The sequence below is a fragment of the Streptomyces sp. MMBL 11-1 genome, assembly GCF_028622875.1.
GTDB lineage: Bacteria > Actinomycetota > Actinomycetes > Streptomycetales > Streptomycetaceae > Streptomyces.
This window is the reverse complement of sequence record NZ_CP117709.1, coordinates 3601755-3618255: the sequence shown is the minus strand read 5'-3', so window position 1 is coordinate 3618255 and position 16501 is coordinate 3601755. Positions and strand designations below refer to the sequence as shown.

The following is a 16501-nucleotide window of genomic DNA, read 5'->3' as shown; positions in this document are numbered from 1 at the left end:
CCTCACAGGTAGTCGTCGTTCCCGCCGGCCGGGGCCACCGGGTCGGGCCGCCCGGGGGCGGTGGCGCGTACGGAGTCCGCGCCGAGGGCGAGGCTCAGCCGGTCGGTGAGTCCGACCCGCCCGGTCGCCGTGAGACGCTCCCGGGTGCGGCCACCGTTCTTGCGCAGCACCGCGCCGCCCTCGGGGCTGCGTTGCACGGCGTACCGGCCGTTGGTGCGCCGTTCGATGCGCGGGTTGCTGTGCGCCTCGGCGATGTCGAACGCGTACCACTGCTTCTGGCCGTGTCCGGCGGTGTGGACGCCGAGCACGTCGCCGTCCTCGGAGAGCAGGTGGAGCGTCAGCCCGTGCGGGTCGCGGCGGCCCCGCCGCTGCCGGAGCCAGGCCAGCCCCGCCAGGACGCCGACGACGATCAGCGCGACGGCGCCGACCAGCACCCACCAGTACCGGTCCAGCAGACTGGGTTCGGGGGTGACCTGGACGGACAGCGGGGTGCGCACCAGGGTGCGGTCGCCGTCGGTGGCGTCCTGGACGGTGACGGTGCCGCCGATGCCGAGGGGGCCGTCGTCGAGCCGCCCGTCGAAGGACTTCTCCGGTCCGATCCCGAGCCTGATCTCATGGGTGGAGGAAGCGCCGGGCTTCACCACGATCTCGGCGGGGCTCACGGTGAGCAGCCCGGCCCGGACGTCCGCGAGGGACAGCTTCAGCGTGTGCGGGGCGTCCGTGGTGTTGGTGACGGAGAGGTTCGCGGTGACCGTCTCCCCGGGGTGGCCGTCGCCGCGGACCGGGCCGAGCGCCGTGGTGACGGGCAGGGCCCCGGGCGCCACCTGGCCGCCCTCGCTGCGGGTGTCGGCGCTGAGCCCGGAGGCGGTGAGGGTGCCGGTGACCTTCAGGGCGCCGTCGGCGCTCTTCGGGACGGTGACCGTACCGCTGAACGAGCCGTCGCTCCCGGTGGGGTCGGCCCCCTTCCCGTCGTCGGTGAGCCGCAGCGGCAGCGGGGCGAAGCCGTCGCCGGTGAGGCTGCTGCTGACCTTCAGACCGGCGTAGTCGTCCGGGTCCTTGATCTCGTAGCCCTCGCGGGTCTGGAGCCGCATGGTGACGGTCGCCTTCTCCCCGGCCTGCGGGGAGGGCGGGTCCATCGTGATGGAGCCGCGCAGCTCGCCCTGCCACAGGACGCTGACACCGACGGGCAGCGAGCGGTGGCCCTCGGGGGCCTTCACATCGACCTTCCACCGGCCGGGCACCGGGTCGATGATCTTCAGCGCCTCCACGGTGCCGCCGCCGCCCGCGAGTTCGAAGGTGGAGTCCTTGAACTTCCCCGTGGTGGGCACCTTGTTGCCGAGCGGGTCGGTGTAGGTGACGGTCACCTCGGGGGAGCCCTTGTCGACGACGATGCTCCCCACGGTCGCCAGCGGCGAGATGGTGACGGGCAGGGTGGCGGGCGGGCGCTTGCTCGGACCGGCCTCGTAGCGCAGGCAGTGCGCGGCGGCGAAGATCTTCTCCAGCGCCCGCCCCACGTCCTTGGCCCCGGAGACCTTGCGGGCGGTGGGGCGGGCGGACGGCAGGTCGACGCAGCCCTTCTGGAAGCCGCCCGCGGCGATCTTGTCGAGCTGCTCCTTGTCCGGGTCGGGACCGAAGCCGAGCGGCCAGATCTGTACGTTCTTGGCGGCGGCGTTCTTCAGCTCCAGCTCCAGCTGCCGCTTCCCCTCGGCCTCGCGGTGCGCCGGGTCGCCGTACTGGGGGCTGCCGGTGACGTCCATCTCCCCGTCGGTGAGCAGGAACAGCACGCGGGGGGCCGACGGGTCGGTGCCCGAGGTCAGCTCGTGCACGCCCTGACGGATCGCGCTCGGGAAGTCCGTCCCCGTGCCCTCGCTCTTCTTCCGGCCGCGCAGCTTCTCCACGCAGCCCCCGACCGACTCCCGTCCCGCCGCGTCCAGTCGGGTACGGGGGCACACGGGGTCCACCGCCCGCTGGTCGGCCGACTCGGCGGCGGCGAAGCCGAACACGCTGATGTGGGAGGTCGCCGAGACGTCGCCGAGCGCGATCCGGGCGGCCGCCGCCTTCTCCGCCTTGATGTCCGCGGGCGCGAGGCTCGCGGACTGGTCCACGGCCACCGCGTAGTTGACGGAGGCGAAGGCGGGCGCGGCGGCCGCCAGCGGCTCCGGATCGGCGGCGGCCGGCGCCGTCAGGGAGGCGAGCAGGGCCGCACCGGCCAGGACGGCCAGCGCCGCCCGCCCGGCCCGGCCGGTGCCGGCCGGGCCTCTTCTTCGGTCATTCCGCACGACCGTCCCCTTTTACTGTCGTTGCCGTGTCTGCGTGGTGTCGTGAAGCACCGCTGCGGTGCGATTGCTCGTGCGTGCTCCCGTCGGTGAGGTGCCCCTGGACGCGGCACCTCCGTGCGGGGCGGTCAGCGCGCGGCCAGGCTCCAGGCGAGAGCCAGCGCGGCCGCCGGGGCGAGTGTGGCGACCGCCCAGCGGATCGCCCGGTACTTGGCGGACAGGATGGCGCTGACGTCCACGGCCTGGACGAGCAGCCAGCCGACCGGGTCGCGGCCGGCCTCGTTGATCCGGGCGGTCAGCACGTCGTAGTCGAACGGGGCCAGCAGGTCCCCGAAGTAGGTCACCCCTTCCTGGTCGCGGACCGTGCCCGTACGCGGCAGGAGCGCGCGGACCAGGGCGGCCACCGCGACCACCCACAGCACGCCCGCGACGACCAGCGCCAGGTCGCCGGGGCCCCGCCAGTCGGGCGAGCCGTGCCGCCCGATGAGGAAGGCGGGCAGGGCGAGCGCCCCCGAGAGCAGTACGGCGGCCTTGGAGTCGGCCCTGCCGAGGTCCTCCCGGACGGTGACCAGGAGCCGTTCCGCGATGCGTTCCCCCGCCCTGTCCGGCCCGTGCTGACCCCCGTCCGGCACCGGCCCGGCCGGGGCGGGGGAAGTCCGTGTGGTCCCGTCGGCGCTCATCCGTCGCCCTCCGCCCAGCCCCAGCCGTCGTCGCGGTCACGGACCCGGTCGCGGTCGCGGTCGCGCGGCGCGGGCGGTCCGGGTTCGGCGTCCTGGACAGGCGGTCGGGGCTGCCGCACGGGAGGCTGGTCCGCCACCCAGTCGGGGGTGAACGGCTCCTCTCGGGCGGGCGCCAGCTCCCGGGGGGCGCGGCGGGCGGGCCGGGTGCCGATGGCGCCCTGGATGCCGAGGTGCTGCCTGCTGAGGTCGTCGAGCACCTGGGTCTCGATCTCGTCGGAGTGGATCCGGCCTTCGGCGATCATGGAGAAGAGCCGGTCGACGCGGTCCTTCTCGTCCTGCCGGCCCTCCTGGCGGATCTTCTCCAGGAAGTTGTTGGCCTCCTTGGGGTCAGCGGCCAGCATGTGGCTGAGCTGCTCCAGCTCACCGCCCCGCAGCATCCTCAGATAGTTCTCCTGCCGCATCCGCGCCAGCTCGGCTTCGCTCCGCTGGGTACGGACCTTCTCCGTGTGGCCGATCGTCCGGTCGTCCACCCGCAGCCGTACGAACAGCCGCACCCGCAGGCCGAGGCCGGTGCCGAGGTCGTCCCACCGGCCGGAGACGCACGTCCGGGTGATCTCGGCGTTGGCCTGCTCCGCCTGGTGCACCGGGTACTGGGCGGAGATCTCCCGCAGCCGCTCCAGGATCGGCGCGGTGAGGCTCCGGGCGATGTCGGTGACCACCTGCACCGCCACCAGGTGCGGGTCCTCGACGGTCCACTGGATGTCCACCTCCGCCTTGAAGAACGTCGTGCCGCCGGACGCGGGCAGCTCCATCCGCAGGGTGGTGACGAAGGTGCCGGTGGCGATCTCGCAGATGGTGTGCGGCCGCCAGGCCAGCGGCGGCTTGCCGTAGTGGTCGATGCCGGACACGCCGGCCACGCTGTAGCCCCGCCGGTAGAACAGCACCGACGTGGTGCGCGCGCCGCCCTGCCGGAACGGGCCCGTCGGCGTGTACTCCCGCAGGAACGGGCCCGCGGGCCGCGAGGGGCCCGCCCCTTTCTCCGCCGCCCTTTTCTCCGCCCCGCCGTTCTTCTCAGCCATGACTTCCCTCCTCCTCCGACCGCCGTTGCGGCGCGGGCCCAGCGAGCCGCCACAGGGCGAGCGCCCGTTCCTCGGCGAGCGGCTTGTCCTGATCCCTCATCATTCGGCGCAGCAGCCAGTCCAGCCGCCGCCGGTCCTGCTCCTCGGCGATCAGGGCGGGCAGCAGCGCGGCCAGCCCCTCCCGCGTCCACGCACGGCCGTCCTTGCGCGAGGCGGAGCGCAACAGGGTCTCCAGGGCGTCGAGCGCCACGTCCCGGGAGCGTGCGGTGTTGAGCGCCGTCCAGAACAGGTCGGCCAGCTTCCCGGTCAGTTCGGGCCGGGTCGCGGCCAGCGCGAGCAGCAGCGGCCAGTCCCCCCGGTCGCCCAGCGGGGTGCCCGGCTCGTCGTCGAGGACCTCGTCCACATCGGTCAGCGCCAGCCGGACGATGCTCACCAGCGCGAGGTCCTGGTACTCCTCGCGGCGGTGCCCGGTCCAGTCGGCAAGACGCCGCAGCACGGTGGTGCTCTCCGGGAGCGTCAGCAGCCGGACCACGTTCCACGAGGCCACGGCCAGCTGCTCCCCGTCGTCGCGGATCCCGATCCCGGCCAGTGCGTCGAGGGTGTCGTCCATCGAGTCGGCGCACCGGCCGTAGCCCAGCGCCATGGCCGCCGTCCAGCGCAGGGCCGGGGTGCCGTGCCGCGACCAGTTGTCGACGACCTTGCGCACCGCCCGGCGGTGCGAGGCGTGGCCTGCGGCCTGGTCCAGCGCGGTGGCGGCGAAGACCCTGCGGCGGGGCGTGGGTGCTTCGGCGAGCGGCCGGATCAGCTCCGCGTACCCGTGCTCGAAGTCCCGTACGGACAGCTCCCCGGCGGCCACCGCGGCGCGCATCGACACCTGGGGCCGGGGGTCGTCGGCGAGCAGCCGCAGCCAGCGGACGACCGGGGCACGGACGGGGAAGTGCCGGTCCCAGAGCTCGGCGAGCACGGCGGCGGGCAGCGCGGTCCCCCGGTAGAAGATCAGCCGCCCCGTCACCTCGGCGCCCGCCACGTCGACGGCCCCGCTGTCCGGCCGGGCGCGCGAGAGCGCCAGGTCGGACTCCGGGTCGTCGCAGAACAGGGGGCGGGCGGGGGTGCTGTCCGGATCGCTCTGTACGGACAGTTCCCAGGTCAGCAGGTGGGCGGCGGCGGACACCGCGCTGTGCGAGGCGCCGCCGAGGACCGCGAGCGCGATCCGGAACGCCACCGGGTGGAACAGGGCGGCGGTCCCGGAGCGCACGGGCGCCCGCCCGTCGCCGGGCGGCGGGACGGCCAGGGCCCGGTCCACACCGGCGAACCACTCGTACGCCTGGACGGCCGCGAGACCGCGGCAGCCGGACAGCAGCTCCGCACGGCCGACGGAGCCCAGGAGATGCCCGGCCAGCAGTGAGGCGAACAGCTCGGCTTCGGCGGGCCGCAGGTCGTCGAGGCCCACCGCCTCGATGACCTCGGGGTCCTCGCGGAGCTCCGCCGCGCGCTCCAGCAGCCGGTCGAGCGACCCGGCCCCGGCCCGGCCCCGGTCGTGGGCCCCGCCCTGGCTGCGGTCGCGGTCCGGAGCCCGGTCCCCGTCCCGGGCGGGGCCTTGGTTGCTGTCCCGGTCCCCGTCCCCGTCCCGGCCTCCGTCCTGGCTGCGGTCCCGGTCCCGGTCCCGGTCCCGGTCCCGGTCCCGGTCCCCGTCCCAGTCCCGGGCGCGGCCTTGGCGGCCGTTCCGACCCCGGTCCCGGTCCCCGTCCCGGGCGCTGCCCCCGCCCCCACCCCGGACCGGGTCGCCGTGTTCCTCCTCCAGCCGCTGGCGCAGCCGGACGGCGACCAGTTCATGGGTGGGGGCGGGCGGGCAGATCGCCCCGTACCGCCCGGCCAGCAGCGGGTTGGCCGCCGAGCCGACGCTCACCACGACCACCGCGTACGAGCCCTGCTCGGCCAGCGCCGAGGCCAGCTGGTCCAGGTCCATCCCGTCGGGCGGCAGGGTGCCCGGCCGGTCCAGGGCGGGCTCCAGCAGATACCCGGTGCCGCGCGGGTGGCCGCCCTCCCCGCCGCCCACCTGCGCGGCCAGCCCCCGTACCCCTCGCTCGGGGTCGGCGCGGCGCACCCGCTCGCTGTTCTGCCCGCCCTCGCCGTCGTCGCGGGTGACCTCCTCCAGCAGCGCCAGCGCCGTGCTGACGCGGCCGGTGCCGGGGGCCCCGCCCAGCACCAGCAGCCGGCGGGCCACCAGCGCCCGGCGCAGCCGTACGTACCCCTCCGGCTCGATGTGGGTCCGGCGGATGCGCAGCAGCTCCTCCTCGGGGACCGGGCCGTCGCGCATCGTGAGGCCGGAACGCCGGGCGTCGAGGCCGATGTTGATGTCGCCGATGTGGAGCTGGCCGACGTCGGAGCGGTCGAAGCCGATGAGGTCCCGGCCGCTGGCGAGGAGCTTCTGCCCGGACCGCCGGGCGCGCGTGGCGGCGGCGGCGTCGGTCGGCTCCTCCTCCCCCTGCTCCTCGGCGAGCGGGTCGCGGGTCCGGTCCTTGAAACGGTCCGCGGCGCGTTCGCGCTCCTTCTCCCGCTCGGCGGCCTCGTCGTCGGCGGAGCCGGACGAGGCGGCGTCGTCGGCGGAGCCGGGCGCGTCCGGGCCGTCCGGGGCGTCCTTGGCCTTGGCCTTGGGGTCCTCCCGCTCCCCGCCGCGCGGCGGGGCCTCGGGGGAGCGGTCGTCCTTCGCCTTCGGGGCGGCGGGCTCGGCGGGGCGCTCGGCCACTGCTTCGTTGGCCATGCTCAGTCCTTCCGGGGGCTGTCGCCGGTGACGCGGCCGATGTGCACGGGCTGCTGGTAGACGTTGTGCTGGTGGACGGACAGATCGCCCTGGGCGGTGTAGCGGGCAGGCGCCCCCCTGTCACCGTCGCCCCCGTCGCCCTCTTCGTCGTCCTCGTCGCGTGCGCGTTCCGGAGCGGCGGCGGCGGACGGAGCGGCGGCGGACGGAGCGGTGTCCGGCCCGCCGACCGGGCCGCTCGGCTCGTCCGGGGCGGCCGGCTCCTCCGGGCCGGCCGGTCCGATGTCCGGCGCGGGCCGTCCCGGCAGGTGGAACCAGGCGGAGACCTCCCCCTCCTTCAGGGCCAGCCGTGCCGGGGAGAAACGCTCGGGCTCGATGAACTTGCCCCCGGCGGAGACCACGTCGACGTAGAGCGAGTCGGAGGCGACGAGCACCAGATCGGCCCGTTCGCGGTCCAGCAGCTGCCGGGCGACGGAGGAGTCGGCGAGCCGGCAGGTCAGGTCGACCGCACGCCCGCTGATGCCCCGGCTGTCGTGGCGTACGGGACCGACGTGCATGGCCACCCGCAGCCCGAGCGGCACGAGGAGGGAGCGGTTCTCCTCACGCAGGTTCTCGTGGACCTCCACCATCCACAGACCGAGCAGCCGCGTCACCGCGATCCGGCCCGGGACCGACACCAGCACGCCGTCCCCGCGGTCCTCCGTGTGGACGGCGCCCCGGCCCACCCCGGCCTGGGCGAACGCGGTCTCCAGAACCCGGTAGATCCGCTCCCGCATCCGCGGCTTGTCCGCGTCGCTGTACTGCCCCGAACGTCTGGCGTCCACGCTGATGACCAGCTCGTAGCGTGCCTCACCGGCATCCAACGCGTCGTACTCCACCCCGTGCCCCCGTTCTCTCCGATCTCGCCGTCCCGTACAGCTTCCGGCCCGGGACGAAGGCCGTCTGTAGCCGTTTACACACGGCGGGGCTCTTCCTTAATCCCGGTGTCCCTCCGCGAGGAGAGCGAGCAGCGCGGGGTCGAGGATCTCCACCATGCGCGTCCCGGTGCGCACGATCTGCTGGGTGCGCAGCAGCCGCAGTGCCTTGGCGACCGCCTCCCGGGTCGCCCCGACGGTGGCGGCCAGTTCGTCCTGGGCGAGATGGACGACGGCGCCGGTGGGACCGGTCCCGGCCCCGGGTGCGGGTGCGGACGGCGCGTAGGGGCCGGTGGGGGCGGTCCGGGAGAGTTCGGTGAGCCGGCTCGCCAGGCGCTGGAGGACGGTCAGGGAGGCGAGGGCGGAGCGCTCCTGGTCGGCGCTGCGCAGCCGGAAGGTCAGCTGCCGGATCACCAGGCCGCTGACCCGGGGGTGGGTCGCGAGGAACCGGCGGAACGCGTCGCCGCCGATGACGGTCGCCTCGACGGTCCCGAGGGCCCGTACGGTGGCACTGCGCGGATGGTTGTCCAACGCGGCCATTTCGCCCAGCAGTTCGCCGGGCCCCCGTAACCCCAGTATGAGCCGGGTGGCGCCGCGGTCGGTGCTGTGGGAGACGGTCACCCAGCCGCGCAGCACGATCACCACATGGCCGGTCCTCTCGCCCTCGGTCAGCAGCGGGGTGTCGGCCGGGTACTCCTTGCGGTGCCCCAGGGCCATGACGCTCTCGTACTCCGGGGCGGTCAGAGCCCGCCCGAACGCCAGCTCATCGCCGAGCAGCCCCATGGCCACTCCCCCCGCGGCGGTTTGTATGGCCCGATCTCGTTGGCGTAGATGTTTCCAGAACTACCCCCTGAGGGGAGTGAATTGCGCCACACCTGCGCTACGCATGAGTAACCCATGCGTTGCCTGGTCGGCGGTGGTGTCCGCCGAGAGCGCCCTCCCCGCATCCGTGGCGCGGAGGGAAGCCCTCCGTGGTGCCCCGGGCACGGTGGGTGCGCCTGGCCATGCCCTTGACCGGCGGAGTCGTCGCGGAGCGGGGGGCGCGGCTGCGGAGCCGCGGTGGGGCGGGGCCGGGGTTACGGCTGCACGGGCGAGTTGGCGAGAACTCGGGTTTGGGCCCAGGCATGCCGCCGGCCCCGGGGAACACCTCCCGGGGCCGGCGGAACGTACGGAGCGGAGCGCGTCAACACGCCACCGCTGAGAACTAGTTGGCGTCCACCAGGTGGTGGGCGGGGACCTTCACGGTGCGGGCGCCCTTCTTCCCCCCGAGGACGACCTTGCGCAGCGCGCTGTTGTTGTTGTGGTTGGTCTCCTTGAGCCGGTTCTCCGGGTTGGCGAGGACCTGGATGTAGTACGTGCCGTTCGGCAGGTCCGTGATGTCGAAGGACTGGCCGGGCAGGTCCTGGGTGTAGGTGTCACCGGAGCCGACGTCGAGCACCTCGCGGACGGAGATCGAGTTCTCCTGGCCGCACGCGGTGGACAGGTCGGTGTTGTCCGGGTGCCAGTTGGCGTTCTTCACCGTGTAGTCGACGGCGTCGGTGTTGGCCAGGCAGAACGCCTCCTTGCCGCTGCGCACCGACTCCTTCTTGTCGGCCTTCAGCAGCCGGTAGCTGGCGAAGTCCGTGAAGTGCCAGTGCTCGTGGCCGGGGCGCGGGTCCCACTCCATGGTGCCGGTCGGGGTGTAGCCGACCTGCTTGCCGTCGGCGTCGTAGAAGTACTGGTACGCGTCCATCAGCTCCTTGCCCGGGGAGCGGAAGCCGTCCACGACCAGCTTGGCCGGGCCCGCGTTCCACACGTTGGCGCTGAAGGCGAGGTAGTCCTTGCCGGGCACTTCCTGGTACCCGTCGCTGACGGTGATGCCGTACGCGGGCAGCGAGCGCAGGTCCGGCTTGGGCACGTCGGGCACGGTCGCCTTGCCGGTGGGCCGCTTCGCGTTGGGCTTGGCCCCCGGCGCCTGCCGCGACCCGTCGGTCTGCCCGGAACGGTCGCCGACCCTGGCCGCCGAGAAGGACTGCCGCTGGAGCGACTCCTTCTTCAGCGCCCAGGGCAGGGCGGGCGGAGCGGGCGGGTAGGGCCCGTGGCCGACGTTGAACGTGGGGGCGGCGCCGGTCGTCCGGGTGGCGGGGGCCTCAGCACGGGCCGGGGCGCCGTGCGCGCCGTGCCCGGCCGCGGCGGAGGGCGCGGCGGCCTTCCCGTGCCCTTCGTGCCCTCCGTGTCCTGCGCTTTCGTGCCCCTCGTGTCCTCCGTGGCCCGCGTGCGCGGAGGCGGCGCTGCGGCTGCCGGCGGGAACCGGGGGCGGCTCCTCCCAACTGCGCTCCCGCACCGTCACCTTGACGGTGCGGGTCTCGTCGGCGATGCCGAAGAGGTCGCGGTACTTCTTGGTCACGTTGATCTTCGCGGTGTACGTGCCGGCGGCCAGCTGGACCGGCTTGGAGTAGTAACCGGCGTAGGTGTTGGACGCCCAGCCGTTCTCCACGCCCCAGACCGAGCCGAGGGTGAAGGGGTTCACCGGACAGCTCTGCGGATACTTCGAGTTGGCGGGAGCGTCCGGCCGGACGCGCCCGGAGGCGTTGTTGGGGCAGAACGCCTCGGTCTGGCTGAGCACCGTTTTGCCCGCCGCGTCGGTGAGCGTGATCTGCGCGAAGTCCGGCAGCCCGGAGAAGTCCTTCACGAGCCCGGCGGGAAGCGCCTTGGCCGTGGTCTTCTTCCCGTTCCGGAACACCTGCGAGACGACGACCGGGGCCTTGTAGGACTTCCGCGTCACCTTGAGCTCGAAGGCGCCGTTCTCGGAGGTGAGGTACGTCCCGAGATCCAGGTAGACGCCGGGATCCTCCTTCCACGAGTCGAGCGTCACCGAGGTGGTGGCGGCGATCAGGCTGAGCTTCGGCGTCGGCTCCGCCGTCTTGGCGTCGGGCGCGGCGGCGACGACGCCCGCGGTCACGGCGACGGCCGCGGCGACGGCGATCGAGGGGCGGGTCAGGCGGTTGGTGCGGCCCTGCGGGGATCTGGTCATCATTCCTCGTACTTCCGGCTTCCGGGTGCGTGCGGAACGTGGACGAGCAGCACGGCCCCAACTCACCTGTGGCGACGCTGTGTCCGGCCTGTGAGAAGCGGAGCGGGCCCCGCAGGTTGTCTGCACTCACCCGGACGGCCCACAGTTGTCCGAAAAGGTCCGCCCGGTCCGCCGTGCCGGAGCCCGCCGGGGACCCTCGCTACCGCTTCCGCGCAGCGGCTCTGCCGGACGCCGCCCCCGCGCGTCTTTCGGCCAGGGCCCGGGCAGCGGACCGGCTCGTTCCGTACGGCGCAGGGTCGTGCCGGGAGTCCGGGGAATTTGTTCACGGCCGCGGAGGGGTGACCGAACAAACTGTGCCGCGCTGAACTGGTCCTGCGGTGCCGGGGTCCGGCCTGCGAAGACCGAGTCACAGCACGGAGAGGGGTCGTCGGGATGTTCACGAGGGGACGCGTCGCCATGGTGGCCGCGGGGCTGGTGCTGGCCGTCGGCGGTTGCGGGGGCGGAGCGGACGGCGAGGCAGGCGCGTCGGACAAGGGGACGGCCGGCCCGGCGCCGGTACGGCCGCCGTCCGAGGAGCTGGTGCGGTGGGTCGGCGGCCTGTGCGAGTCGACGACCGCGATCGAGGATCTCCGGAAGGACAGCGAGGCGGATCTGCGGGAGATCCGGAGCCCGCGGGAGCCCGGCCCGTCGGGCCAACTGCTCGCCATGAGCTACCTCTCCCGGACGCCGAACGCGGTGGAGAGCGTGGACCGCGACCTGAGGAAGCTCAGCCGGTCGGGCATTCCCGCGGCTGACCGGCTGCTCGCCGCCTGGCTGAAGAAGCTGGCGGCTGTCCTGCCCGAACTCGACGAGGTCTCCCCGGCCGCGGCGATGGACGACGCCGAGGGCAGTGCGGCAGGGGTCGACAAGCTCGTACGGTCCCTGACCCCGCCCGAGCCGGGCCTGCCGGAACTGACGGAGAAGGACCCGCGGCTCGCGGCCGCGCACGAGCGGGCGAAGCAGTGCGCCGCCGGCCGGGAGCCCGGGGAGCCCGGGGAGCCCGGGGAGCGCGGAGCGCCCGGCGGGGCCGACGAGGGAGCGGACTCACCCGCGCCCGACCCCACCGGCCCGCTGCCCGAGGCGGCCGACGGCAAGAACACCGACGCCTGCTCGGACGGGGCGTGCGAGGTGCTGGTGACCTCCACGGCGCACATCACGGCGAACGGGGTGAGCGTGCATGTCATCGTGGCCGACGAATCCGTCACCTTCCGGACGGCGGGCACCGTGATGCAGCTGGGTGGCGTGGGCGGCGAGGCCGGGTTCGGTGACGAGCTGAAGGCGGTCGTCGTGGCGCACAACCAGGACGGCGCTGTCCTGAAGTTCAGCACTCCTTGAACCCCGGGGGCAGGGCCGGGGGCAGACGGTGCGGGCGTACGGCGAGGGGGCGACAGGCTTCACGTGGTCTCGCACACCGTCCGGTATCCGAGTCGCGGCAAACGCTCCTCCCATTCGGCGCGCGTGAGGACTCCGCCGGTGTGGTCGCAGACGTACTGCGCGGCGCGGTGCGTGTCCAGGAGCCATACCCGGGCCGTCAGGTCGTAGCCGGCGGAGACGAGGGTGTCGCCCTCCGGGCCGAACGCGACGGACGTGACGGTGTCGAGGTGACCGGTGAGTTCCCCGCCGGCGGGCTCGGCACGGGCCGGCTCCGCCACGTCCCACAGCCGGACCGTGTGGTCGCTGCCGCCGGTGGCCAGGGTCTTCCCGTCCGGTGAGTAGGCCACCGCCCTGACCGGCCCGCGGTGCCCGCCCAGCTCTTCCCCGATCTGCCGGGCACGGTCCGGTCGGCGTACGTCCCACAGCCGCACCGCGCGGTCCTCGCCGCCGGTGGCCAGCGTCCTCCCGTCCGGGGCGAAGGCGACCGCGTTGACCGACTCGTCGTCCCCGCCGAGAGCTTCGCCGGCGGCCCGCGCCCGTGCCGGGTCGCTCACGTGCCACAGCCGCACCGTGCCGTCCTCGCCGCCGGTGGCCAGCGTCCTCCCGTCCCGGGTGAAGGCGAGGGAGCGGACGGCGTCCCCGTGGCCGCGCAGCGGTGCGCCGATCGGCCGTACACGGCCCGGTCGGCGTACGTCCCACAGCCGCACCGTGCCGTCCTCGCCGCCGGTGGCCAACGTGCGGCCGTCCCGGGTGAACGCGACGGTGTTGACGCCTTCGTCGTGCGCCCTCAGCGGTCCGCCCAGCGGGACCGGGCGTTCGGGCGCGGAAACGTCCCACAGCCGTACGGAGCCGTCCAGTGCGCCGCCGGCCACCGTACGGCTGTCCGGGGCGAACGCGACACTCAGTACCTGGTCCTCGTGGCCGGTGAGCATCCGCGGGATCCGGCGCGGGCGGCCCGGCTCGTCGACGTCCCACAGACGGATCAGCGCGTCGTCGGTGCTGGCGGCGGCGAGCAGCAGGCCGTCGGGGCTGTGGGCGATGCCGGACACCGGGTTGGTGAAGTCCGAGAGGACGGTCGGCGGCCGGTGCCAGAGGCGGACGCCGCGGTCGGCGCCGACGCTGGCGAGGGTACGGCCGTCGGGGCCGAAGGCCACCTCCCACACGGCTCCCGCGTGGCCGGCCAGCGGCTCCCCGAGCTGCTGCGGATAGGCGGGATTGGCCACGTTCCACAGGATCGGCGCGTCGTCCTCGCCCGCGCTCACCAGGGTGCGGCCGTCGGAGCTGAAGGCCACCGACAGAACGGGCGCGGTGTGCTCGGTGAGCGGATCGCCCAGCGGCCGCGGGCGCCCCGGCTCGGTCACGTCCCATAGCCGTACGGTGTCGTCGAAGCCGGCCGTGGCGAGCGTCCGGCCGTCCGGGGAGAAGGCCACCGCCCAGACGGAGGCGGTGTGTTCGCGCAGCGGCGTACCGAGCGGCTCGATCCCGTCGTCCCGGTCGAACCGCCACATCCGTACGGAACCGTCGAAGCCCGCCGTGGCCAGGACGCCCCCGTCCGGGGCGAACGCGACGGCGCGGACGCTGCCTTCCTCGGACCCGTCGGCCTTGACGGGTCCGCCGAGCGGCGTGGGCCGGTCCGGGGCGCTCAGGTCCCACAGCCGTACGGTCCCATCGTCTCCGGCGGTGGCCAGCGTCCGGCCGTCGGGGGCGAACGCGACCGAGACGATGTTCTTCCCGTCGTGGCTCACCAGCGGCCGTCCGACGGAACGGGGCCGCTCCCGGTCGTGTACGTCCCACAACTGGACGCCGCCGCCCTTGCCGGTGACCGCCAGCAGGTCTCCGTGCGACGGCGCGAACGCGACCGCGCCGACCGGGCCCGTACGGAATCGCAGCGGTTTCCCCAACGGCTTTCCCAGGCCCCCGGCCGGGCCCGCGGACCCGGGCCGCGCGGCGGTGTCCCACAGCCGGACCGTGCCGTCGTGGCCGCCACTGGCGAGGGTGCGGCCGTCGGGCGCGTACGCGACGGAGCTGGCGAGACCGGCGTGACCGGGCAGCCGGGTGGCCAGCGTCCGGCCCGCGTCCGAGGCCAGGCGGGTCCGGGTGTCCGGGGTGGAGCGTATGCCGTGCGCGGCGACGTCGAGGCGGCCGGCCAGCCCGGCGCTGATCTCGCGGAGGCTGTCGGCTTCGGTGGTGAGGCGGCCGAAGACGGCGTCGTCCCGCTCGGTCTGCGCGGTGGCGCGCGCCCGGAGGGCGACGACGGCGGTGCCGGTGGCGAGCAGCCCGAGTGCGGCGAGCAGGGCCACGACCGTACGGCGCAGCCGCGCGGTGCGGTGCTGACGGCGGAGCGAGGCCGTGAGGAACTGCCGCTCCGACGGCGTGAGTTCGAGACCTCGCCGACTCTCCCCGTCGCCCCGGCCCTCCCCGTCGCCCCGGCTCTCCCCCTCCCTCGGGCTCTCCCTGCCCCTCAGGCTCTTCACGGCCCGCCGAGCTCTCGCCGTGGCGCCGCCGGGCCGGGCGGCGTCCTGCGGGAACGCGTCGCGAGCGGCGTCCAGGCGGGAGCCCGCGTACAGCGCGGCGCTCTCCCGGCCGAGCGCCTGCCAGGTGCGTGCCGCCTCGGAGAGCGCGCGGTGGACGCGCAGCCGGTCGCGTTCGGCGTCTATCCATGCGCGCAACCGGGGCCAGGCGGTGATGAGCGCTTCGTGGGCGAGGTCGACCGTGCCGTCGTCGAAGGTGATGAGCCGTGCGTGGACCAGGCGTTCCAGCGCCACCCGGGTGTCGGCGGGGCTGCCGAAGTCGAGCTCCGCGTGCTCGGTGGGGCGGCGCGTGTCCGCCGCCCCGTCGCCGGGCGCGACGAGCCGGAGCAGCACATGGCGGGCCACCTCGGCCTGCGACGGCGTGAGTTCGCGGTACACCTGCTCGGCCGTGCGGACGACGGCACCGCGCAGTCCGCCGGCCGCCTCGTACGCGGCCTCCGTCAGGACCCGGCCGCTGCGGTGGCGCCAGGTCTCCAGCAGGGCGTGCGACATCATCGGCAGCCCGCCCGGGGCGCCCTCGACCTCGTCCAGGAGACGGTCGGTCAGGGAGCGTTCGACGATCAGCCCCTCCGCCGCGGCCGGGCGCACGATGGTCTCCCGCAGCTCCGCGCGGCTCATCGGACCGGTGAGCAGCGTGGCGCCCTGCAACGCGGCGGTGAGGCCGGGGTGTTCGGCGCAGCGGCCGAGGAAGTCGGCCCGCACCGCGATGACGACGCGCAGCCGGCTGCCGACGTCGGTGGCGGTGACGAGGCGGTCGATGAAGGCGTCCCGGCCGGCCGGGTCGGCGCCGAGGGTGTACAGCTCCTCGAACTGGTCGACGATCAGCCAGGTGTCGGCGTCGGTGTCGGGCACGGGCACGAGCCGGTCGGCGTGCGTGCGCAGCGGGGCGGAGCCGGGCGTGAGGATCCGCACGGCCGCCGGAGCGGTCCCGCCGCCCCCACCGCCCGCGCCCTCGGGCGGGGTGCGCAGCCGAGGGATCAGACCGGCGCGCAACAGCGAGGACTTGCCGCTGCCGGAGGGGCCGAAGACGGCGGTGAGGCGGTGCTCGCGGGTCAGTGCGGTCAGCCGCTCCACGAGCCGGTCGCGGCCGAAGAAGATTTCGGCGTCGCCCGGTTCGTACCGCGTCAGGCCGCGGTACGGAGGCCGGGAGGTCTCGCCACCGGACGCCTCGGCGGCCAGCTCTGCCGACGCCTCGCGCCAGCGCCGCTCCCACTCGGCCACGTCCCCGCCGCACGCCTCCACATAGGCGAGCGTCACCGCCCGGGTGGGTAACTGCTTCCCGGCCGCCGCCTGCGACAGGGTGGTCACCCCGTACCGTGCCCCGTGAGCCATCGCCCGGTACGTGGGCTTGCCCGCCGCCTCGCGCAGCGCCCGCAGTCCGGCGGCGAACCGCGGCACCGGACCCGCCTCCGGATCCAGCTCGCCCTCGGTGCGTCCCGGTCCTTGGTGTCCCGACATCCGCCTGCCCCGCCCTCGGTACGTGGGTCTCCACCAGGACATCACCCGGTGCGGCCGTCCGGGCGCTCAGGGTAGGCAGCCGGGGGTACGGCCGCAGCTGTACTGCTGGGTATCCGCAGGCTGGGCACGGGTGTTCACCTGATCTTCACGATCGGCCGCGGCCGGTTCGCGCCGCCGGGTTGTTCGGGGCCGGGGCAGGGGCTGCCGAACAACGGCGTACGGCGTTGGAATTGCCGAGAAGGGCGGCCCGGACCGGCCACGCCGCGCGGCCCGAGCCCGGGCGATCGGGGGAGGGCTCGGGCCCCCGCCCGGCCGGCGACAACGGCCGCCACCGCGCGACGCGTGCGGTCCACGAAGCCGGCCGGACCCGGGTCCACGA

Annotated in this window: 9 protein-coding genes; 1 reads left to right on the top strand and 8 read right to left on the bottom strand. The window is 74.6% G+C overall.

The window, feature by feature from the left end:
* Nucleotides 1-2: 2 nt before the first annotated feature.
* The 7 genes from PSQ21_RS15635 to PSQ21_RS15605 form a co-directional block, all read right to left on the bottom strand.
* Nucleotides 3-2279, bottom strand: coding sequence for a VWA domain-containing protein (locus PSQ21_RS15635; protein WP_274031117.1), 2277 nt, complete (start codon nucleotides 2277-2279; stop codon nucleotides 3-5).
* 125 nt (nucleotides 2280-2404) lie between these two features.
* A complete protein-coding gene (locus PSQ21_RS15630; RefSeq protein ID WP_274031116.1) occupies nucleotides 2405-2956 on the bottom strand; it encodes a Pycsar system effector family protein in 552 nt (183 codons plus the stop codon).
* Nucleotides 2953-4035, bottom strand: coding sequence for a hypothetical protein (locus PSQ21_RS15625; protein WP_274031115.1), 1083 nt, complete (start codon nucleotides 4033-4035; stop codon nucleotides 2953-2955). Before PSQ21_RS15625 ends, PSQ21_RS15630 begins: the two co-directional genes overlap by 4 nt.
* Nucleotides 4028-6796, bottom strand: a complete 2769-nt coding sequence (locus tag PSQ21_RS15620) for a hypothetical protein (protein WP_274031114.1) — start codon at nucleotides 6794-6796, stop codon at nucleotides 4028-4030. Before PSQ21_RS15620 ends, PSQ21_RS15625 begins: the two co-directional genes overlap by 8 nt.
* Nucleotides 6797-6798: 2 nt before the next feature.
* The gene (locus tag PSQ21_RS15615) at nucleotides 6799-7671 is read right to left on the bottom strand and encodes a hypothetical protein (RefSeq protein WP_274031113.1); all 873 of its coding nucleotides are present in this window, start codon (nucleotides 7669-7671) and stop codon (nucleotides 6799-6801) included.
* Between the two features lie 96 nt (nucleotides 7672-7767).
* Nucleotides 7768-8490 carry a Crp/Fnr family transcriptional regulator gene (locus PSQ21_RS15610; RefSeq protein ID WP_274031112.1) on the bottom strand — a complete coding sequence of 241 codons (723 nt, stop codon included), beginning with the start codon at nucleotides 8488-8490 and terminating at the stop codon, nucleotides 7768-7770.
* Nucleotides 8491-8911: 421 nt separating this feature from the next.
* Nucleotides 8912-10723 (bottom strand): lysyl oxidase family protein, encoded by a 1812-nt coding sequence (locus tag PSQ21_RS15605; RefSeq protein WP_274031111.1) that lies wholly within the window; start codon nucleotides 10721-10723, stop codon nucleotides 8912-8914.
* Between the two features lie 429 nt (nucleotides 10724-11152).
* Between PSQ21_RS15605 and PSQ21_RS15600 the strand changes: the two genes are divergently transcribed.
* The gene (locus PSQ21_RS15600; protein ID WP_274031110.1) at nucleotides 11153-12094 is read left to right on the top strand and encodes a hypothetical protein; all 942 of its coding nucleotides are present in this window, start codon (nucleotides 11153-11155) and stop codon (nucleotides 12092-12094) included.
* 59 nt (nucleotides 12095-12153) lie between these two features.
* On the opposite strand, the gene PSQ21_RS15595 is transcribed toward PSQ21_RS15600, so the two are convergent.
* Entirely contained in the window at nucleotides 12154-16122 is a 3969-nt protein-coding gene (locus PSQ21_RS15595; RefSeq protein WP_274031109.1) for an nSTAND1 domain-containing NTPase, read from the bottom strand.
* Nucleotides 16123-16501 lie beyond the last annotated feature (379 nt).